The organism is Streptomyces sp. NPDC048664, assembly GCF_040650555.1.
Lineage (GTDB): Bacteria > Actinomycetota > Actinomycetes > Streptomycetales > Streptomycetaceae > Streptomyces.
Genome location: NZ_JBEZHK010000011.1, coordinates 33,470 through 52,551, shown reverse-complemented (window position 1 = coordinate 52,551; position 19,082 = coordinate 33,470). Strand labels below are relative to the sequence as shown.

The window sequence follows — 19,082 nt, the reverse complement described above, 5'->3', positions numbered from 1 at the left end:
GATGCGAAGGAGAGGCACGGCGGTGGGAGCCGCGCTGGTGCTGAGCGGTGCGGGTGCCCTGCTGGGCCTGGCCGCCACGCCCGCGCAGGCGGCCACGGTGGCCTACGCCACCCACTGTGTGCCGCCCGCGGGCATCAGCCCGGTCGACGGCACCACCCAGGTCGAGATCACCGCGCCGGCCACCGCCAGGGTGGGCGACACCGTCGACGTCGTATGGAAGTTCACGCAGGCCGCGTCCAGGAACCCGGACATCATCGACCTGCCCGCCAACTCGGTGCAGCCGTCCGGGGTCCTGAAGGCGGCCGGTGCGCAGAGCGCCGACATCGCGATGCGGGGCCCGCGGGAGAACCCCGCGATCCCCAAGGGCGGCGCGATGGTGCTGTCCGACATGAAGGGCAGCCTGAAGCTGACGACGGCGGGCGCGGTGACGCTGACACCGGACGCGTACACCGTCAACGCGATGTCCACGGACACCAGGTGCGCGCCGAAGGAGACCGTGGGGAAGGCGGCCACGATCCAGGTGACCGGCGCGGGCTCCAGCACGAGCCCGTCCCCGCCGCCGAGTTCGGGGACGCCCTCGCCCCCGCCCTCGTCCGCCACCCCGACCGCCACCGCCACCTCGACCGGCGGGAGCGGGCAGACCGACTTCACCGGCAAGGAGGTGCAGGTCCCGTACGCCTGCAGGACCCCGATCGGCGACAAGAGCGCCACCTCGCCGGTGCGGATCGACGCGAGGAAGGACGGCGGGAACTTCGCGCTGACCGTGCACTTCGGGAAGTCGGTGATGGACAGCCCGGCGGACATACCGGCGGGCTCGGTGAAGCCGTCCATGGAGGTCGCGCTGGGCGGCGCGGACAAGGGGACCGTGCCGGTGGAGGGCCCGGTGAACGCGAGCGCGATCAGGTCGGGCGAGCCGATCGCGATCCCGGACCTCACCGGCACCTACCGGCCCGGCGCGAGCGGCACCTCCACCCTGGCCCCGGGCGTGCTGATCATCAAGGCGCTCGGTACGACCACGACCTGCACGCCGACCGGCACGCAGGTGTCCCTCACCCTGGACACGGCCCAGCAGCCGGGCGGCGCCTCCGGCGGCACCTCGACGTCCGGGGGCTCCTCCTCGTCCGGAGGCGGCGGTGACGGCGCCGGCAGTTCGGGAGGCCTCGCGGAGACCGGCTCCAGCGACCACGGCGCTCTCAAGGCCCTGGGGCTGGTGTCGGGCACAGTGTTGCTGCTGGGCGGGGCGGTGTTCGCGTTCATGCCGGGGCGACGTACGCGCTGACCTGCGGAAACCAACCTCAAATGTTGCTCAGAATCCCCTTTCGGGGTGGCGATTGGATCTTGTGCGCGACTAGATTCCCTATCCGGAATGCGTCGTTCAACGGTGGATTCCAGCCAAGGCAGTACAGCACGACCGGCTGTCCGTCCGCGATCTCCTGACCAGAGGTGCATCCGGAGACAGCCCGGCTTTGACAGGGGAATGACCATGCGCAAGAACAAGAAGTTCACGGGAGCCGTCGCGGCTCTGGCCCTGGCGGGCGTCATCGCCCTCGGCAGCGCGGGCTCGGCCAGCGCCGCCAGCGAGGGGTTCGGCGAGCACTCGCCCGGCAAGTGGCAGAGCGGTGCCAGCGGCTACGCGCTCGGCTGCGCCGTCGCCGCGCTGTGGGGCGTGAAGTGCGGCTGACACACCGCTGAGTGTGCGAGAGGGGCGGTACGGGAAATCCCGTACCGCCCCTCTCGCGTGGGGGCCGAGGCCCCTCGGATCAGCGCACGTCACCCATGAGCGCGATGACCTTCTTGCGGTAGGCGATGAAGCCGAGGCCGCCGAGCGCCGCGATGGCGCCCTGGATGGCGAACGAGGTCGTCGACAGGAAGGCGTCCCCGATGACCAGCTGGGTCAGTGCCGCCAGGCAGTCACCGGCGGTGACCGCGAGGAACCACAGGCCCATCATCTGGCTCGCGTACTTCTGCGGCGCCAACTTGGTGGTGACCGACAGGCCGACGGGGGACAGGCACAGCTCGGCCACCGTCTGGATCAGGTAGACCATGCACAGCCACAGCGGGGTGACCTTGGCGTCACCGGAGGCGGCGCCCATGGCCATCATCATCACGCCGAAGGAGACGCCGATGCCGATGAGGCCGAGGGCGAACTTCACCGTGGTGCTGGGGTTGCGCTCGCGCAGCTTGATCCACAGGGCCGCGATCACCGGCGCGAGGGCCATGACGAACAGGGGGTTCAGCGACTGGAACCAGCTGGCCGGGAAGCCGAAGCCCCACAGCTTGTTCGCGGTGTGGTCGCTGGCGAACAGGCTCAGCGTGGAGCCGGACTGGTCGTAGATCATCCAGAAGATCGCGGCGACGACGAAGAACCAGACGTAACCGCTGATCTTGGACTTGTCGTCCGCCGTCAGTTCCTGGTCCCGGCGCATGCGGGTGAAGTAGAAGGCGGGCAGCGCCAGACCCAGCAGGGACAGGGGCCACAGGACCCAGTCGATGGTGAACGAGCCGGAGGCGGCCACGACGCCGTAGAAGACCGCGGCGGCGGCGGCCCACAGGCCGGTCTTCTTCAGCAGGGCGGTGCGCTCGGTGGCGTCCATCGGCTGCGACACCTCGTCGCTGATCGCGCTCAGATGGCGCGTGCCGAGCAGGTACTGGACCAGGCCCAGCGCCATGCCCACACCCGCGAGCGCGAAGCCGAAGTGCCAGTTGGTGACGTCGGCGACCCAGCCGATGAGCAGCGGGGCGACGAAGGCGCCCAGGTTGATGCCCATGTAGAAGACCGTGAAGGCGCCGTCGCGGCGGGCGTCGTTGCGGTCCGGGTAGAGGTGGCCCACCATCGTGGAGATGTTGGCCTTGAGCAGGCCCGAACCCACGGCGATGAAGACGAGGCCGACGAAGAAGGAGGCCTGGAGCGGGACGGCGAGCAGGAAGTGGCCGATCATGATGATCGTGCCGCCCACCGCCACGGTCTTGCGCGGACCCCACACGCGGTCGGCGAACCAGCCGCCGGGCACGGCCAGCAGATACACGGTGGCGTTGTAGACCGAGTAGATCGCCGCGCCGGTGGCCGCGGCGAACGCCAGTCCGCCCTTGGACGCCGGGGCGACCAGGTACAGGACGAGCAGGGCTCGCATGCCGTAGAAGCTGAAGCGCTCCCACATCTCGGTCATGAAGAGAGTGGCCAGTCCGCGGGGGTGGCCGAAGAAGGTCTTCTCGGAACCGGGGGTGCCCGGGCGGACCGAGTCCTTCGTCAGGCTGGACGCCATGGTCGTTCCTTGCTGGTTGGGGCATGCGGGTGGGGGCCCGCGCCCGCGGAGTCCCCTCCGCCTCGGTCGTGCCGAGAACGAGGGGGAAGCCAGGGGCTTCGAGAGTCGCACGCCCGGTGGGGGCGGCCGGCACCGGCGGTTCGGTCGTCCACCCCACGCCCCGGGGTTTCCGCTCCGGGTCACGGAGCGGTGGACGGCGACCACCGGGATCCACGCCTCCACGTGTGGAGAACACAGGAGAGGCCCGGCCCTAGGTCATTCCTTTGAAGGCCGGTCGAGACCAGCCCGCACACAAAAAAGACCTTCAGCGTCATATGCCCGCCAAAGGTCAGGTGGGTGCTACAGGCGTTTCGGTCACCATACGTCATGAGCGCGCCGGGCATGGAAGGCCTTGAGACGGGGATCACAGGTGAGAAAGGAACTGAGAACGCCCAATCGAAGGTCTCAGTCGGAATGCCACTTCGGACGGAAACGGACGGTCGCATTCTGTGATCGGGGCGAGGGTGAGCCGGGGACGGAGCCGGGTCGGGGGCGCGGTGCCCGAGGGCCGGGCCGAGGGCGGAGCCCGGGGCCGGCGCCGGTGCGTTGTGGCAGGCCAAGGTAAGAATGGCGCTCCGGCGATCACACCCCCGGTCACACCTTTGCTCCGGTCGCGGGCGGACTACCATCACCCCCATGACCCGTGTACTGCTCGCCGAGGACGACGCGTCCATCTCGGAGCCCCTGGCCCGCGCCCTGCGCCGGGAGGGCTACGAGGTCGAAGTGCGTGAGGACGGACCCACCGCGCTCGACGCCGGAATGCAGGGCGGGGTCGACCTGGTCGTGCTGGACCTCGGTCTGCCCGGCATGGACGGCCTGGAGGTGGCGCGCCGGCTGCGCGCCGAGGGGCACACCGTGCCGATCCTCATCCTGACCGCGCGTGCCGACGAGGTGGACACCGTCGTCGGTCTCGACGCGGGCGCCGACGACTACGTGACCAAGCCGTTCCGGCTCGCCGAGCTGCTCGCCCGGGTCCGGGCGCTGCTGCGGCGCGGCTCCACCGAGCCCGCGCAGCCGCCCGCGACGCACGGGGTCCGTATCGACGTCGAGTCGCACCGGGCGTGGATGGGGGACGAGGAGCTCCAGCTCACCGCGAAGGAGTTCGACCTGCTGCGGGTCCTGGTGCGGGACGCGGGCCGGGTGGTCACCCGGGACCAGTTGATGCGCGAGGTCTGGGACACCACATGGTGGTCGTCCACCAAGACGCTGGACATGCACATCTCCTGGCTGCGCAAGAAGCTGGGCGACGACGCCGCCAATCCGCGGTACATCGCCACCGTGCGGGGTGTGGGCTTCCGGTTCGAGAAGAGCTAGTTTCCGCGGGTTCCCCGCGTCCCTGATCGTCGGATCCGTCAGCGGTCGGAGGACCCGTGCGCCGTCGTCTCATCCAGTCCACCCTCGCCGTCGTCCTCGTGGTGATCGCCGTGTTCGGGGTGTCCCTCGTGATCGTCGAGACCAGGACGATCAGCAACAGCGCCCAGGAGCGCGTCGACTCCGAGGCGCTGCGGCTGGCCAGCATCGTGGACAGCCGGCTGCTCGGCGACGAGCGGGTGGCGCCCGAGATCTTCAGGGCCCAGGTCACCGGCGAGCGGTACGCCGTGATCGACATTCCCGGCCAGACCCCCATCCAGGTCGGGGTGAAGCCCGGCGGCGACGTCATCCACTCGACGGCCAAGGGCGAGGAGGGGGAGACGGTCCGGGTGGAGGAGCCCCGCTCCTCCGTCACCCGCGAGGTGGGCCGCACCCTGATGATCATCGCCTTGGTCGCGCTCCTCGCGATCATCGCCGCGGTCCTGCTCGCCGTGCGCCAGGCCAACCGCCTCGCCTCCCCGCTGACCGACCTCGCCGAGACCGCGGAGCGCCTCGGCTCCGGCGATCCGCGCCCCCGCCACAAGCGGTACGGCGTCCCCGAGCTGGACCGGGTCGCCGACGTCCTGGACGGCTCCGCCGAGCGGATCGCCCGCATGCTCACCGCGGAGCGGCGGCTCGCGGCCGACGCCTCCCACCAGCTGCGGACGCCCCTGACCGCGCTGTCCATGCGCCTGGAGGAGATCACCCTCACCGACGACCCGGACACGGTGAAGGACGAGGCGACCATCGCGCTGACGCAGGTGGAGCGGCTCACGGACGTCGTGGAGCGGCTGCTGACGAACGCGCGGGACCCGCGCACCGGCTCCGCGGTCTCCTTCGACCTGGACGAGGTCATCCAGCAGCAGATCGCCGAGTGGCGCCCCGCCTACCGCGGCGTGAACCGGGCGATCGTCAGCTCCGGCAAGCGGCATCTGCGGGCCGTGGGCACCCCGGGCGCGGTCGCCCAAGTGCTGGCCGCTCTGATCGAGAACTCCCTCATGCACGGCAGCGGCACGGTCGCCCTGCGCACCCGGGTCACCGGCAACCAGGCCGTGGTGGAGGTCACCGACGAGGGGCCGGGAGTGCCCACCGAACTGGGCTCCCGCATCTTCGAGCGCACCATCAGCGGCCGCAACTCCACGGGCATCGGCCTCGCGGTCGCCCGGGACCTCGCGGAGGCCGACGGCGGCCGGCTCGAGATGCTCCAGGCCATGCCGCCCGTCTTCGGGCTGTTCCTGTCCCGCACACCGCTGAAGGTGCCGACGGAGCCGGGCGACGACGCGGAGCCGACGGTCAGGTAGGGCGCCCGCAGCCGCCGCACCTGGAGGAGCGGGACGCGTGAGGGCGCGGGAGGCGGCGGGTCAGTGGCCCACGCGCTGGTCGTGGCGGCGCTGCCGCTCCGCTTCCTGCAGTATCGACTCCGCGCCCGCCACGGCCTGGCCGGCCGGCATCGCCTGGAAGACCCAGGTGCGGTACGACCAGAAGCGGAACAGGGTGCCGAGGCCGATGCCGAGGAACTTGAAGATGTTGCTCTGCAGCGGGCTGTCCCAGCCGAAGCCGTACGTCGCCACGAACAGCACGCCGTTCTCGATCACCAGGCCCGCCGCGCTGAACAGCAGGAACAGCGTCATCTCCCGCGCGCTGCCGTTCTTGTCGCGGTCGCGGTAGGTGAAGTAGCGGAACCCCACGTAGTTGAAGGCGATCGCGACGACGGTGGCGATGACACTGGCGCGGACCACCTGCAGGCCGGTGGCGTGCCGGACGAGGTTGAACACGAGAAGGTTGACCAGCAGCCCCGCCCCGCCGACCGCGCCGAACTTGGCGATCTCACGCACCAGCTGGTCGAACTGCCGGCGCATCGTGCTGCGGGGTTTGTCGCTCAGGCTCGTCGAACCATTGCCCATGGTGTTGCCAGCCCCTGTCGGGTCGGTGTCGTAGGTCGCTCGGATCGGCCGTGTCGGCCGTGGCGGTCGGTCGCATCGGCCCCCGGTGAGCACACCGGGCGGCTGCGTCAACCCCGCCATGCTAACCAGCGGCCGGGAAGGGTGCCGCCGGACGAGTTCATGAGGACGGAAAGAATGCTCACACCCTCGGGTGCCCCGAAGGCCTCCGGCGAGTCCCGGCGGACGCCTCGCGCGCCCGCCGCAGGGACCAGATCCGGCCGCGGTGGCGCGGCCGATACCCTAGGAGCGTGACGTTCCCGGTAGTCGGCATGGTCGGCGGTGGCCAGCTCGCTCGTATGACACACGAGGCGGGCATTCCGCTGGGCATCAAATTCAAGCTCCTCAGTGACACTCCCCAGGATTCCGCGGCGCAGGTCGTCCACGATGTCGTCATCGGCGACTATCGCGACCTGGACACGCTGCGCGCCTTCGCGCGGGGCTGCGATGTGATCACCTTCGATCACGAGCACGTCCCCACCGAGCACCTGCGGGCCCTGGAGGCGGACGGCATCCCCGTCCGCCCGGGCCCGGACGCGCTCGTGCACGCCCAGGACAAGGGCGTGATGCGCGCGAAGCTCGACGCGATCGGCGTGCCGTGTCCACGCCACCGCATCGTGAGCGACCCGGCGGACGTGGTGGCCTTCGCGGCCGAGGGCGAGGGCTTCCCCGTCGTCCTGAAGACCGTCCGCGGCGGCTACGACGGCAAGGGCGTCTGGGTGGTCGAGACCGCCGAGGAGGCCGCCGAGCCGTTCCGCGCCGGGGTCCCGGTCCTCGCCGAGGAGAAGGTCGACTTCCTGCGGGAGCTCGCCGCCAACGTCGTGCGCTCGCCGCACGGCCAGGCCGTCGCCTACCCCGTCGTGGAGTCGCGGCAGGTCGCCGGGGTCTGCGACACCGTGATCGCGCCCGCGCCCGGCCTGGACGAGGAGATCGCGCTGGCGGCCGAGGAACTGGCCCTGACCGTCGCGAAGGAACTCGGGGTCGTCGGTCATCTCGCCGTGGAGCTGTTCCAGACGCGCGACGGCCGCATCCTCGTCAACGAGCTCGCGATGCGCCCGCACAACTCGGGCCACTGGAGCCAGGACGGCGCGATCACCTCGCAGTTCGCCAACCACGTGCGGGCCGTCCTGGACCTCCCGCTCGGCGACCCGCGCCCGCGCGCCAAGTGGACCGTCATGGTCAACGTCCTGGGCGGCGACTACCCCGACATGTACTCCGCGTACCTGCACTGCATGGCCCGGGACCCGCAGCTCAAGATCCATATGTACGGCAAGGACGTGAAGCCCGGCCGCAAGGTCGGTCACGTCAACACCTACGGCGACGACCTGGACGACGTGCTGGAGCGCGCACGTCACGCTGCCGGCTACCTGAGAGGCACCATCACCGAATGAGCCCCGTTGTTGGCATCGTCATGGGGTCGGACTCCGACTGGCCCGTCATGGAGGCGGCCGCCAAGGCACTCGACGAGTTCGAGATCGCCTACGAGGTCGACGTCGTCTCCGCGCACCGCATGCCCCGCGAGATGATCGCCTACGGTGAGCAGGCCGCGGACCGCGGTCTGAAGGCGATCATCGCGGGCGCCGGAGGTGCCGCGCACCTGCCCGGCATGCTCGCCTCGGTCACCCCGCTGCCCGTCATCGGCGTCCCGGTCCCGCTGAAGTACCTGGACGGCATGGACTCGCTGCTGTCGATCGTGCAGATGCCCGCCGGTGTCCCGGTGGCGACGGTCTCGGTGGGCGGCGCCCGCAACGCCGGCCTGCTCGCCGCCCGCATCCTGGCCGCGCACGACGAGGAACTCCTCGGCCGCATGCGCGAGTTCCAGCAGGACCTGGGTGACCAGGCCAAGGAGAAGGGCAAGCGTCTGCGCGCCAAGGCCGAGGGGTCGGCGGCCAACTTCGGCTTCGGGAAGTGACGCCGGTGGCCTCCCCCTCCCTCGACGCGGCCCGGGAACTGCTGCGCGCGTACCCGGTCGTGGACGGGCACAACGACCTGCCCTGGGCCCTGCGCGAGCAGGTCGGCTACGACCTCACCGCCCGTGACGTCTCCGTCCACCAGGGCGCCCACCTCCACACCGACCTGCCGCGCCTGCGCGAGGGCGGCGTGGGCGCGCAGTTCTGGTCGGTGTACGTGCGCAGCGACCTGCCCGACCCGGTGCCCGCGACGCTCGAACAGATCGACTGCGTACGGCAGCTGATCGACCGCTACCCGGCCGAGCTGCGCCGGGCGCTGACCGCCGCCGACATGGCGCAGGCGCGCGCGGACGGCCGGATAGCGTCCCTGATGGGCGCGGAGGGCGGCCACTCGATCGCCAACTCGCTGGGCACGCTGCGCGGGCTGTACGAGCTGGGCGTGCGGTACATGACGCTCACCCACAACGACAACGTCGCGTGGGCGGACTCGGCGACCGACAAGCCGGTGGCGGGCGGTCTGACGGAGTTCGGCCGCGAGGTCGTACGGGAGATGAACCGCCTCGGCATGCTGGTCGACCTCTCGCACGTCGCGGCGACGACGATGCGGGACGCGCTGGACACCTCCGACGCGCCGGTGATCTTCTCGCACTCCTCGGCCCGGGCGGTGTGCGACCACCCGCGCAACATCCCGGACGACGTCCTGGAACGGCTGCCCGCCAACGGCGGTGTCGCGATGGTGACGTTCGTGCCGAAGTTCGTCCTCCAGGCCGCGGTCGACTGGACCGCCGCGGCGGACGCGAACATGCGGGCCCACGGCCTGCACCACCTGGCCACGACGCCCGAGGCGATGAAGGTCCACCAGGCCTTCGAGGAGCGCGAGCCGCGGCCGGTCGCCACCGTCGCGACGGTCGCCGACCACCTGGACCACATGCGCGAGGTGGCGGGCGTCGACCACCTCGGCATCGGCGGCGACTACGACGGCACGGCCTTCACCCCCGACGGCCTGGACGACGTCGCGGGCTACCCGAACCTGATCGCGGAACTCATGGACCGCGGCTGGTCGACCTCCGATCTGGCCAAGCTGACCTGGCAGAACGCGGTCCGGGTGCTCGGCGCGGCCGAGGACGTGGCCCGCGACCTGCGCGGCCGCCGGAGCCCGTCGAACGCGACGCTGGAGCAGCTCGACGGCTGAGGGAGCGTGAACGCGAGGACGGGGCGCGGGCCGAGGCCCGCGCCCCGTCCCCACGTCCGCGTCAGGTGAAGGCCGCGTACGCCAGGTGCCGGGCGCAGGTGCGGCAGCGGAACAGATACGCGGTGGGCTGCCCGTCGGCGTCCAGGGAGGCGTAGAACGTCTCGCCCAGGGTCTCGCGCAGGCTCCGCGCCGCCTCCGGATGCTCCGCCAGCTCCCTGGCCCCCGCCCGCCCCAGGTAGGCCGCCGCGTCACCGCAGTGCGTGAGCCAGCGCTCCTGCTGCCAGCCGGCGAAGCCGGGCGTGCGGTGCTCCACGGCGCGCACCACCGACCTCGGCGCCTCCCCCGTCACCTCGGTGAACCGGGCCCGGAAGCGCGCCGCCGCGCTCCCGTCCGCGATGCACCACGGGCACAGCTCGGCCCGGACGTCGGCCACCGCGTGCACCGGCCCCACGTACACATGGCCGCGCCGCAGCCCGCAGCACAGGCACTCGGTGTCCGCGGCGACCACGGAGCCGGTGGCCAAGGGGTCCGGGTGGTAGGGGAAGGACGGCAACCGCACCGCCGGCAGCGGATCACTCATCCCCTCAGCCTGCCGCAGCACGCGAAGGGGCACCCCGAAGGATGCCCCTGAACGTCCCGCGCGTCGAGGCACCGCCCCGCGCACTACGGCAGGTTGCGCGCCATCACGATCCGCTGGACCTGGTTCGTGCCGTGCAGGAACGGGTCAGGTGACGTGGTTTCCCGTTCTGTCAACCGTGATCGCTTGACCGGTGCGCCCGGCCCTCGGGAGCATCAACCCGGATGCGGGGCACTGGCAGCGGTACGGGAGAGGGGAACCCAGACCATGAAGGTCACCAAGCTGGTCAGCACGTGCGACATCAAGGACTGCCCGACGATCTACGCCACGGATCGTGGCACTTTCCTGGTGCAGGGCGAGACACCGACCGACCACGGGCTTCAGATTCCCGCCCACGAAACCCTGGTCGAGATCCCGACGGAACTGATCCAGAAGGCCATCCGTGACAACCTCATCTAGGACCCTCGGCGACCTTTTTGACGCATTCGAGCGGGAGGCATTCCGACTGGAGACCCTGGACGACTACAGCAGGTCCGGGAGCGTCGACGCCTACCAGGTATTCCTGGCCGGGGAGCCGCAGCCGGGCGACTACAACGCGGGATGGGTCAAAGAAGTACGCTCGCACACCGAGAAGGGGAAGCGGGTGTACCGGGTCCATGTCCTGTCCCGCCCGCTGACGGACTATCTCAGGTTCGAACTCGGCTGGGGATACCACAAGAACGTGAGCGGGGGCGAGGAGTTCTTCATCCTCGACATCACCGACAAACCAAACCCCTTGGAGAACGTTCCAGATTTCTGGTTCTTCGACTCCGAATCCGTAGCCGTGATGAACTACGACGGAGACGGAAAATTCCTGGGTTCGGAAGTGCTACCGCCGGAACGAACAGCAGAATTCACGCGGTACCGTGACGCGGCACTCGCGCATGCGGAGCCGTTCACCGAATGGTGGGCCAAGTACAGGGCGTGAACAGGGCACAGCTTGGAGCCGCGCTGCGGGCGCTGCGAGTGGCATCCGGCAAGGAAGCCAAAGCGGTGGCCCGCAGCGCCCTCATGTCTCCGTCCAAGCTGTCCAAGATCGAGAATGCGAAGCTGGCACCCAGCGCCACGGACGTAGAGCGCATCCTGACCGCCATCGGCGTCTCGGACGAGGCGAAGGCGGAGTACGCGGAGGCCGCACGCGCGTCAGCGACAGAGGCGACGGCGTGGCGCCTGCTCAAGCGGATCGGAGTCCACAAGGGCCAACAGGCCGCCAAGGCCCTGGAAGCCCAGATGTCCGTACTGCGGCTGTTTCAACCCGCGCTTGTTCCGGGCCTGCTCCAGACTCCCGAGTACATCCGGGCCATTCTGCAACGCCACAATCTGAGTGAAGACGCACTCACGCGAACGATCAACGGGCGACTCGAACGGCAAGCGGTTCTCTACGACAACGCAAAGTCGCTTCGGTTCGTCATCACCGAACCTGTTCTGCGCTGGCGTATCGTGCGACCGCAGATGATGGCTGCTCAGCTTGATCGCATCGTCTCCATTTCACGGCTCTCCCACGTGGACATCCGGATAGTCCCTCTGCGGGTTCAGCAACACGACATCGCAAATCACGCCTTCGTCATCCGTGATGACCGCATGGTGACCGTTGAAACCGTCCACGCCGAAGTCGTCGTTACGGACCCGCGAGATGTGAGTCTTTACGTTGACAAGTTCGAAGGATTCGAGCGAGCCGCGCTGGCCGGTGAAGAAATGCGGGACCTGATCGAAGGTGTCCGCGACGACTTTTTGCGGGAACAGGAAACAGGCTAGAAGCTCAGCCCTGGACCTCAGAAGATGAGCGCCATGGTGAGCGACAGCAGGGCGCATGGGACCGAAGAGGCTGATCACCTGGGCAGCAGTGAAGCCCGGCAGTTTCTCTCACGTCTCTCCGGAGCATTCGGCGTGGACGGTGTGCTCACGGTCCAGAAGAGCAACCACGGCCCCGAGGGGGCGGACCTGGCACCCAACTCGGCCTTGCGCTGGCCCCGGTGCGAGTGCGGTAGCCCCAAGTGCCCTGACTACAAAGCCCCGCCGAGCGGGCCGACAGAGGGACTGAGCGGCAAGGTCGCTGAGGCCAACGCGCGGAGCCGTAGGAGTGGGCTGTGAGCATCAGAGCGGCTATGCGGTACGTGATGCACAGGATCACCGAGCATCCCGACACCGATGTGACGTTCGAGGCCGAGTGTCTGTACTGCGGCTGGAAGGCCACTCCCGCCGATGACTCGGCGCCCGTCGACGTGGAGTGCATGAGCCACACCGGCCGATCGGGTCACGCCGGCTTCCGGCGCATCCGGACCTCGTTCGCGATGGTGGTTCGCGCCGAGTAGAACCCCGGTTCCAGGAGGGGAACCCCTGAACTCCCGCCCGGTACGGGCGGCGGCGGTCAGCCATGACCGCGATGAGTTGAGCAGAAAGGTGCAGAGATGCAGAACGGAACCGGCCTGTACGCGCTCGACATCAGCGGGGCCTCGTTCGTGAAGGCGTGCGGGGGAAACACTCACCCGGACGGCGAGTCGTGCGTGACCCTGGCCCGGATCGGTGACGACGCCTGGGCACTCGGTGACAGCAAGCAGCCCGACGCGCAGCCGCTGCGGTTCACCACGGAGGAACTGGGCGCGGCCGGGATCGACCCCGCGCGCTTCGGGCTGAGTGCCTGACCCTCCGGTCTCTCTCCAACCGGCTCCGGTCCACCCCTCCACAGGGTCGGGGCCGGTTGGTCTTTCGACCGACAACACGAATCGGGAACGACAGGTGCACCACCACGGCTATCTATGGACCGGCCTGAAAGCGCGCTTCGACCAAGAGGCGCTACGACGGCCCCCGCATCCTGAGCCGCCCCCTGCCGGAAGCAGACCGGAGCTGATCCAGCGGTACCGCGAGGTGGCGGCAGAGTTCCCGACCGTCGACCTGCCACCCCTGGAAACGACGTACTGGCTCATCAAGCCCCGTTCCCTCCTGCGTGGCACATGGGGCGAGGCGAAGGAGGCCTCATCATGGCTCGGTGAACGGCTGGCCGAGTACGCGCCCCGGTTCGCTTCCGAGAGGGAGCGCGACACGACCCGTCTAGTACGGCTGGTGAACAGTGCTGCCGAACAACTGCGCTCGGGTGCTGACGTGTCGTACGGCTTCTACCTGGAACACCCCTCGTATCTGTCCCTGGCAGTGGTGACCTGCTCCCCGAATCGCTCGAATACTGAACTGGCCTGCCCAGCCGCATAGCCGAAGCAACGAAACGCCCCGGCCCGAAAGGGACCGAGGCCTGTCTGGTTTGGCTGGAGCAGCGCGAGGAAGGGATTCACGTCCCCGAGCGGCTCCAGCCGCCTTGGTTCGAGTACAGGCTTCGGGGTCGGCTTGGGGGCAGGGCGGTAAGCGTCCAGGCGGACGACCGTTGCCCGGTTCTCTTCACGCTCCGCGCTGGCCGGCTGCGGCGCAGAGTCCCCAGAACTGTCACCGCGGATTGTGAAAACGGTGGCCGGTCGACCGCTCTTCCCCGATCGCTCCACAGTCACGACGATTCCGGGCAGTTGCTTGACCTCAGAGGCCGTCGCCCCCACGTACGGGAGCACCTGCGAGGACGTGGCCCGTCCGCCGTGCATCTCGATCCGGGCCCGGACCTTGTCCTCAAGGCTGAGCGGCTGACGCTTCACCTTCGGGGAGGCTGCTCCCTTGGTGATGCGGATGGCGTCCTGGACCGACCGGCGAACCAGGCTGAAGGCGGCCGACAACACCTCTTCCGTTACCGCGTCCGAGCACTCGGAGGCAGCGAGGCAGGCCGCAACCCTGAGCGTCTGTTCTGCGGTCCGTTCGATGAAAACGGCCTGTCCCTCGGGCAAGGTCTCACCCGGGATGCGGGCGTATCGGCGCACGATCCGCCCCAGCGACCGGGCATCCTCCGCAAGCGTGATCACACGCGGCCGGGCCTTGGCCCAGCCGTAAGGGTCGGCCAGCTCTCGCCCGTCCACCTCGGGCAGACTCACCCGGTCGTCATTCAAGAGCGGCACCGACCCGAGCAGGAAGGGAAGGATGCGGTTGTACGAGCCACCCGCCGCTTCCGACTTCCCGACATACTTGGCCCAGTCAGAGGGCGTGACGGGACAGTGCAGAGCCATGGCGGGGTCGCGTACTTCCTGCGCCTCATCCTTGGTGGTGTTCCGCAGAGTCGCACCGTCCCATGCGGTCCGCAGCTTGGTCGTGAACGACGGATCCCGCTTCACCCTGCGGAGCACTTCCGACCACTCTTCCCCGACCACCAGAGTCCGCTACGCGTCGTACTTGAGGGAGCACTGCCACTACATCTTCGAAGGAGCCGAGCAGCGCGGCCGGGCCGCAATCGCAACTATGTTGACCCCCGGTGCCGACGACCCTGCAGAGGCGTCAGAGGTCGCCTGATACGCGTACGACGACAGCCCCCGGCGTCGCGCCGGGGGCTGTGTTGTTCGTACAGGTCAGTGGCTGTTTTCAGCCCGGCATCTGCCCAGGATTCCCCCAGCATGACGCCCAGGAACGGCCCTCGTCGGGCCGCGACGGACGGAAAACCGAGGGTGCCCCTCCGGACCGTCGAAACAGCTTCTGACCTGCAAAAACCCTGCTACGGCAGGTTGCGCGCCATCACGATCCGCTGGACCTGGTTCGTGCCCTCGTAGATCTGCGTGATCTTCGCGTCGCGCATCATGCGCTCCACCGGGTAGTCGCGCGTGTAGCCGTAGCCGCCGAGGAGCTGGACCGCGTCCGTGGTGACCTCCATGGCCACGTCCGAGGCGAAGCACTTGGCGGCGGCGCCCTGGAAGGTCAGGTCGCTGTCGCCGCGCTCGGACTTGGCCGCCGCCGCGTACGTCAGCTGGCGGGCCGCCTCGATCTTCATCGCCATGTCGGCCAGCATGAACTGCACGCCCTGGAAGTCGCCGATCGGCTTGCCGAACTGCTTGCGCTCGCGCACGTAGCCCTTGGCGTAGTCGAGGGCGCCCTGGGCGACACCGAGCGCCTGGGCGGCGATGGTGATGCGGGTGTGGTCGAGGGTCTTCATCGCGGTCGCGAAGCCCGTGCCCTCCGCGCCGATCATGCGGTCGGCGGGGATGCGGACGTTGTCGAAGTAGACCTCGCGGGTCGGGGAGCCCTTGATGCCGAGCTTCTTCTCCGGGGCGCCGAAGGAGACGCCCGGGTCGGACTTCTCGACCACGAAGGCCGATATGCCCTTGGAGCGCTTCTCGGGGTCGGTCACGGCCATGACCGTGTAGTACTCGGAGACGCCCGCGTTGGTGATCCAGCGCTTCACGCCGTTGAGGATCCAGTGGTCGCCGTCGCGGACCGCCTTGGTCTTCATGCCGGCCGCGTCCGAGCCCGCCTCGGGCTCGGAGAGGCAGTACGAGAACATGGCGTCGCCCTTGGCGAGCGGTCCCAGGTACTTCTTCTTCAGCTCCTCGGAGCCGGAGAGGATCACCGGCAGGGAGCCGAGCTTGTTGACGGCCGGGATCAGCGAGGACGACACGCACACGCGCGCCACCTCCTCGATCACGATGACCGTGGCGAGCGCGTCGGCGCCCGCGCCGCCGTACTCCTCGGGCACGTGCACCGCGTGCAGGTCGCCCGCGACCAGCGCGTCCAGCGCCTCCTGGGGGAAGCGCGCCTCCTCGTCCACCGCTGCGGCGTGCGGCGCGATCTTCGCCTCGGACAGCGAGCGGATCGCGTCGCGGAGCATGTCGTGCTCCTCGGACGGGCGGTACAGGTCGAAGTCAGCCGATCCGGCCAAGGTCTCTCACGCTCCATAACACTGCGGTGCCGACGCTAATTACCGTTAAGTAACTCAAATTTTAGAGGCACGCCGACCCGTCTCGTACGTGAGCTTGGCGACAGCGGGAAACCTGCCCGTCCGTGAGCCCGGCTATGCTCGGGCACCGATTCACAGCCGTAATCCCTGGAGCAGATTCCATGAGCCTCAAGATCACCGTGATCGGTACCGGCTACCTGGGCGCGACGCACGCCGCGGCCATGGCCGAGCTGGGGTTCGAGGTGCTGGGACTCGATGTCGCCCCCGAGAAGATCGAGATGCTCCAACGGGGCCAGGTCCCCATGTACGAGCCCGGCCTCGAGGAGCTGCTCCGCAAGCACGTGGCGGGCATCGAGGGTTCCACCGGGCGGCTGCGCTTCACCATGGACTGGGCCGAGCTGGCGGACTTCGGCGACATCCACTTCGTGTGTGTGAACACTCCGCAGAGGCACGGCGAGTACGCGTGTGACATGTCCTACGTCGACGCCGCGATCGCCTCGCTGGCCCCGCACCTGACGGAGCCCGCCCTGGTCGTCGGCAAGTCGACCGTGCCCGTCGGCTCCGCCGACCGCCTGGCCGCCTACCTCGCCGAGCACGCGCCCGCCGGCCGGGACGCCGAGCTCGCCTGGAACCCGGAGTTCCTGCGCGAGGGCTTCGCCGTCCAGGACACGCTGCACCCGGACCGCATCGTCGTCGGGGTGCGCGGCGAGCGCGCCGAGAAGCTGCTGCGCGAGGTGTACGCCACACCCGTCGCCGAGGGGTCGCCCTTCGTCGTCACCGACTTCCCGACCGCCGAGCTGGTGAAGACCTCGGCGAACTCCTTCCTCGCCACCAAGATCTCCTTCATCAACGCGATGGCGGAGGTCTGCGAGGCGGCGGGCGGTGACGTCGCCAAGCTGGCGGAGGCCATCGGGCACGACGACCGGATCGGGAAGAAGTTCCTGCGGGCGGGCATCGGCTTCGGCGGCGGCTGCCTGCCCAAGGACATCCGGGCCTTCATGGCCCGGGCGGGCGAGCTGGGTGCCGACCAGGCGCTGACCTTCCTGCGCGAGATCGACTCGATCAACATGCGCCGCCGCGGCCAGATGGTCGAGATGGCGCGCGAGGCGCTGGGCGGCGACTCCTTCCTCGGCAAGCGGGTCGCGGTCCTCGGCGCGACCTTCAAGCCCGACTCGGACGACGTGCGCGACTCGCCCGCGCTGAACGTCGCCGGACAGATACACCTCCAGGGCGGCCAGGTCACCGTCTACGACCCCAAGGGCATGGACAACGCCCGGCGGCTCTTCCCCACCCTCGGATACGCCGCCTCGGCCCTCGAAGCGGTGCGCGGCGCCGATGTCGTCCTGCACCTGACGGAGTGGCGGGAGTTCCGCGAGCTGGACCCGGAGGAGCTGGGCGCGGCCGCCGCCTCCCGTGTGCTGCTCGACGGCCGCAACGCGCTCGACCCCGAGCTGTGGCGAGCGGCGGGCTGGACGTACCGCGCGATGGGCCGCCCGACGGCCTGACCCGGGCGCGGCCGGAAAACCGGAACCGGAAAAGGGGGACGGCGGTCCGGCCGAGGCTCAGTCGGCCGGACCGGCGTCCGGGGCCCATTGTAGGCGCGGCTCAGTTGCCCGAGACCGTCACCGGCTGGTCGTTCTTCAGCTCGTCGACCAGCGTCTTGACCTTGGCCTTGTCCCACACCAGGTTGCCGCCCGTGGAACCGGAGATCGGCATGTTCAGCGACTTCCCGTCGCCGCCAGAGACGCCCTTCATCGCGAAGAACATCGAGCCGAGGTCCCAGAGGTTCATGTCCTTGTCGACGATGAGGGAGTCCAGCCCCGCGCTCATCGTCGGGTAGAGGGCGAACGGGTTGAGGACGGTCGAGGGCGTCGCGACCTCGTGGGCCAGCGCGGAGAGGAACTTCTGCTGGTTCTTGGTGCGTTCGAGGTCGCTGGCCGCGAAGGCGTGCCGGGTGCGGACGAAGGCCAGGGCCTGCTCGCCGTTCAGCGTCTGCGTGCCCGCCTTGAAGTCGGCACCCGAGTACTTGTCCTTGAAGCCCTTGTCGATGGTGATGTCGACCCCGCCCACCGCGTCCACGATGTTGGCGAAGCCGGCGAAGCCGATCTCCACGTAGTGGTCGATGTGCAGCCCGGTGTTGTACTCGACCGTGCGCACCAGCAGTTCGGGACCGTCCTCGGCGTAGGCCGCGTTCAGCTTCGTGTGGCGGCCGGTGCCCTTGTAGGTCTTCCCGGACGTCGAGCCCTGGTACGTGGGTATCTCCACGTCCGAGTCACGCGGCAGCGAGACGAGGGTGTCGCCGTTGTCGCCGACGTGCAGGATCATCATCGAGTCCGTGCGCTTGCCCTCGGCGGACCCGGTGTGCAGCTTCCTCTTGTCCGCGTCGGACAGTCCCGCCCGGCTGTCGGAGCCGACGATCAGGTAGTTGGTCCCCTCGCCCGCCGCGGGCCGGTCGATGACCTTGGAGAGGTCGACGTCCCGGTGGAGTTTGGAGTCCGCCCAGAAGTACGTGGCCACCGACGTCACCGCGAGCAGCGTGACCAGCGTGATCGCGGTCCACTTGATCCGGCGCCCCCAGTTCGGGCGCGGACGGTAGCGCTGCGCGTCCGGTCCGTCACCGTCGCCCGGCGGACGGCCGCCGGGGCGGGGGTCGCCGTAGACCTGCCCGGTGTTGTAACCGCTGTCGTACCCGTCGTGACCGTCCTGGTAGGTCGGCTGCTGAGGCACCCCGCGCGGCGGTGCGCCCTGAGGGCCGCCCGGAGCGCCGGGCGCGCGCCTGACCTGCCGCATCACACGCGCGCCCTCAGGCTGCGTGTTGCTGCTGCCGCGTCCGTAGCGGTCGCCGCCGCGGTTCGCGTCGGACCATCCCTCGGGCCAATCGTTCATGCGCCCCAGTGTGCAGGGTCGAGGTAGGGGCCCGACAAGGGGCGGCGAAGAACGGGGTCAGGGCTGTTGCGAAGCTGACACAAATGCCAGGGAACGCACCACGGCGCGGACGGGCGTGTGGCGCGGCATATGGTGGA

At 69.4% G+C, this 19,082-nt stretch carries 20 protein-coding genes; 14 read left to right on the top strand and 6 right to left on the bottom strand.

Annotated elements, in window-relative coordinates; translation table 11 throughout:
• Position 1 precedes the first annotated feature (1 nt).
• Complete coding sequence (locus tag AB0C59_RS14555) at positions 2-1,279, top strand: hypothetical protein (RefSeq protein ID WP_363004257.1); 1,278 nt, start codon at positions 2-4, stop codon at positions 1,277-1,279.
• A 204-nt stretch (positions 1,280-1,483) separates the two neighbouring features.
• A complete protein-coding gene (locus tag AB0C59_RS14550) occupies positions 1,484-1,681 on the top strand; it encodes a hypothetical protein (protein ID WP_363004255.1) in 198 nt (65 codons plus the stop codon).
• A 79-nt stretch (positions 1,682-1,760) separates the two neighbouring features.
• On the opposite strand, the gene AB0C59_RS14545 is transcribed toward AB0C59_RS14550, so the two are convergent.
• Positions 1,761-3,263 (bottom strand): oligopeptide:H+ symporter, encoded by a 1,503-nt coding sequence (locus tag AB0C59_RS14545; RefSeq protein ID WP_363004253.1) that lies wholly within the window; start codon positions 3,261-3,263, stop codon positions 1,761-1,763.
• A 675-nt stretch (positions 3,264-3,938) separates the two neighbouring features.
• Between AB0C59_RS14545 and AB0C59_RS14540 the strand changes: the two genes are divergently transcribed.
• Together AB0C59_RS14540 and AB0C59_RS14535 are read left to right on the top strand one after the other, a co-directional pair.
• A complete protein-coding gene (locus tag AB0C59_RS14540) occupies positions 3,939-4,616 on the top strand; it encodes a response regulator transcription factor (RefSeq protein ID WP_059130771.1) in 678 nt (225 codons plus the stop codon).
• A 56-nt stretch (positions 4,617-4,672) separates the two neighbouring features.
• Positions 4,673-5,953 carry an ATP-binding protein gene (locus tag AB0C59_RS14535; RefSeq protein WP_363004251.1) on the top strand — a complete coding sequence of 427 codons (1,281 nt, stop codon included), beginning with the start codon at positions 4,673-4,675 and terminating at the stop codon, positions 5,951-5,953.
• 60 nt (positions 5,954-6,013) lie between these two features.
• Here AB0C59_RS14535 and AB0C59_RS14530 read toward each other — a convergent pair whose 3' ends face one another.
• Entirely contained in the window at positions 6,014-6,556 is a 543-nt protein-coding gene (locus AB0C59_RS14530; RefSeq protein ID WP_363004249.1) for a GtrA family protein, read from the bottom strand.
• A 287-nt stretch (positions 6,557-6,843) separates the two neighbouring features.
• Here AB0C59_RS14530 and AB0C59_RS14525 point away from each other — a divergent pair, with 287 nt between their 5' ends.
• Genes AB0C59_RS14525 through AB0C59_RS14515 form a run of 3 tightly spaced genes read left to right on the top strand, consistent with a single transcriptional unit; the run spans position 6,844 to position 9,694 of the window.
• Complete coding sequence (locus AB0C59_RS14525; protein WP_363004247.1) at positions 6,844-7,983, top strand: 5-(carboxyamino)imidazole ribonucleotide synthase; 1,140 nt, start codon at positions 6,844-6,846, stop codon at positions 7,981-7,983.
• Positions 7,980-8,504, top strand: coding sequence for a 5-(carboxyamino)imidazole ribonucleotide mutase (purE, locus tag AB0C59_RS14520; protein ID WP_363004245.1), 525 nt, complete (start codon positions 7,980-7,982; stop codon positions 8,502-8,504). Before AB0C59_RS14525 ends, purE begins: the two co-directional genes overlap by 4 nt.
• A gap of 5 nt (positions 8,505-8,509) precedes the next feature.
• Complete coding sequence (locus tag AB0C59_RS14515) at positions 8,510-9,694, top strand: dipeptidase (protein ID WP_363004243.1); 1,185 nt, start codon at positions 8,510-8,512, stop codon at positions 9,692-9,694.
• Positions 9,695-9,755: 61 nt separating this feature from the next.
• On the opposite strand, the gene AB0C59_RS14510 is transcribed toward AB0C59_RS14515, so the two are convergent.
• Complete coding sequence (locus tag AB0C59_RS14510) at positions 9,756-10,274, bottom strand: CbrC family protein (protein WP_363004241.1); 519 nt, start codon at positions 10,272-10,274, stop codon at positions 9,756-9,758.
• Positions 10,275-10,538: 264 nt separating this feature from the next.
• Between AB0C59_RS14510 and AB0C59_RS14505 the strand changes: the two genes are divergently transcribed.
• The 6 genes from AB0C59_RS14505 to AB0C59_RS14480 all read left to right on the top strand — a co-directional run bounded on the left by AB0C59_RS14505 (position 10,539) and on the right by AB0C59_RS14480 (position 13,514).
• Positions 10,539-10,730 (top strand): hypothetical protein, encoded by a 192-nt coding sequence (locus AB0C59_RS14505; protein ID WP_363004236.1) that lies wholly within the window; start codon positions 10,539-10,541, stop codon positions 10,728-10,730.
• Positions 10,714-11,238 carry a DUF6879 family protein gene (locus AB0C59_RS14500; RefSeq protein ID WP_363004234.1) on the top strand — a complete coding sequence of 175 codons (525 nt, stop codon included), beginning with the start codon at positions 10,714-10,716 and terminating at the stop codon, positions 11,236-11,238. Before AB0C59_RS14505 ends, AB0C59_RS14500 begins: the two co-directional genes overlap by 17 nt.
• Entirely contained in the window at positions 11,235-12,065 is an 831-nt protein-coding gene (locus AB0C59_RS14495; RefSeq protein WP_363004232.1) for a helix-turn-helix transcriptional regulator, read from the top strand. The genes AB0C59_RS14500 and AB0C59_RS14495 overlap by 4 nt, the downstream gene beginning before the upstream one ends.
• 332 nt (positions 12,066-12,397) lie before the next feature.
• Positions 12,398-12,622 (top strand): hypothetical protein, encoded by a 225-nt coding sequence (locus AB0C59_RS14490; protein WP_363004230.1) that lies wholly within the window; start codon positions 12,398-12,400, stop codon positions 12,620-12,622.
• A gap of 96 nt (positions 12,623-12,718) precedes the next feature.
• Positions 12,719-12,952 (top strand): DUF397 domain-containing protein, encoded by a 234-nt coding sequence (locus AB0C59_RS14485; protein WP_363004228.1) that lies wholly within the window; start codon positions 12,719-12,721, stop codon positions 12,950-12,952.
• A 94-nt stretch (positions 12,953-13,046) separates the two neighbouring features.
• The gene (locus AB0C59_RS14480; RefSeq protein WP_363004226.1) at positions 13,047-13,514 is read left to right on the top strand and encodes a hypothetical protein; all 468 of its coding nucleotides are present in this window, start codon (positions 13,047-13,049) and stop codon (positions 13,512-13,514) included.
• Here the strand turns inward: AB0C59_RS14480 and AB0C59_RS14475 are convergent.
• Complete coding sequence (locus AB0C59_RS14475; protein ID WP_363004224.1) at positions 13,424-14,545, bottom strand: DUF3987 domain-containing protein; 1,122 nt, start codon at positions 14,543-14,545, stop codon at positions 13,424-13,426. The genes AB0C59_RS14480 and AB0C59_RS14475 overlap by 91 nt on opposite strands.
• A 338-nt stretch (positions 14,546-14,883) precedes the next feature.
• Complete coding sequence (locus tag AB0C59_RS14470) at positions 14,884-16,041, bottom strand: acyl-CoA dehydrogenase (RefSeq protein WP_363004222.1); 1,158 nt, start codon at positions 16,039-16,041, stop codon at positions 14,884-14,886.
• 179 nt (positions 16,042-16,220) lie between these two features.
• Here AB0C59_RS14470 and AB0C59_RS14465 point away from each other — a divergent pair, with 179 nt between their 5' ends.
• The gene (locus AB0C59_RS14465) at positions 16,221-17,564 is read left to right on the top strand and encodes a UDP-glucose/GDP-mannose dehydrogenase family protein (protein ID WP_363004220.1); all 1,344 of its coding nucleotides are present in this window, start codon (positions 16,221-16,223) and stop codon (positions 17,562-17,564) included.
• Positions 17,565-17,664: 100 nt separating this feature from the next.
• On the opposite strand, the gene AB0C59_RS14460 is transcribed toward AB0C59_RS14465, so the two are convergent.
• The gene (locus AB0C59_RS14460; protein WP_363004218.1) at positions 17,665-18,945 is read right to left on the bottom strand and encodes an LCP family protein; all 1,281 of its coding nucleotides are present in this window, start codon (positions 18,943-18,945) and stop codon (positions 17,665-17,667) included.
• Between the last annotated feature and the right edge of the window lie 137 nt (positions 18,946-19,082).

What these genes read in the sequence shown, in the direction of transcription:
- AB0C59_RS14550 (WP_363004255.1), top strand. Translation starts at nt 1,484, where the DNA reads ATGCGCAAGAACAAGAAGTTCACGGGAGCCGTCGCGGCTCTGGCCCTG.
- purE (WP_363004245.1), top strand. Translation starts at nt 7,980, where the DNA reads ATGAGCCCCGTTGTTGGCATCGTCATGGGGTCGGACTCCGACTGGCCC.
- AB0C59_RS14555 (WP_363004257.1), top strand. Translation starts at nt 2, where the DNA reads ATGCGAAGGAGAGGCACGGCGGTGGGAGCCGCGCTGGTGCTGAGCGGT.
- AB0C59_RS14505 (WP_363004236.1), top strand. Translation starts at nt 10,539, where the DNA reads ATGAAGGTCACCAAGCTGGTCAGCACGTGCGACATCAAGGACTGCCCG.
- AB0C59_RS14460 (WP_363004218.1), bottom strand. Translation starts at nt 18,945, where the DNA reads ATGAACGATTGGCCCGAGGGATGGTCCGACGCGAACCGCGGCGGCGAC.
- AB0C59_RS14545 (WP_363004253.1), bottom strand. Translation starts at nt 3,263, where the DNA reads ATGGCGTCCAGCCTGACGAAGGACTCGGTCCGCCCGGGCACCCCCGGT.
- AB0C59_RS14465 (WP_363004220.1), top strand. Translation starts at nt 16,221, where the DNA reads ATGAGCCTCAAGATCACCGTGATCGGTACCGGCTACCTGGGCGCGACG.
- AB0C59_RS14510 (WP_363004241.1), bottom strand. Translation starts at nt 10,274, where the DNA reads ATGAGTGATCCGCTGCCGGCGGTGCGGTTGCCGTCCTTCCCCTACCAC.
- AB0C59_RS14485 (WP_363004228.1), top strand. Translation starts at nt 12,719, where the DNA reads ATGCAGAACGGAACCGGCCTGTACGCGCTCGACATCAGCGGGGCCTCG.
- AB0C59_RS14530 (WP_363004249.1), bottom strand. Translation starts at nt 6,556, where the DNA reads ATGGGCAATGGTTCGACGAGCCTGAGCGACAAACCCCGCAGCACGATG.
- AB0C59_RS14540 (WP_059130771.1), top strand. Translation starts at nt 3,939, where the DNA reads ATGACCCGTGTACTGCTCGCCGAGGACGACGCGTCCATCTCGGAGCCC.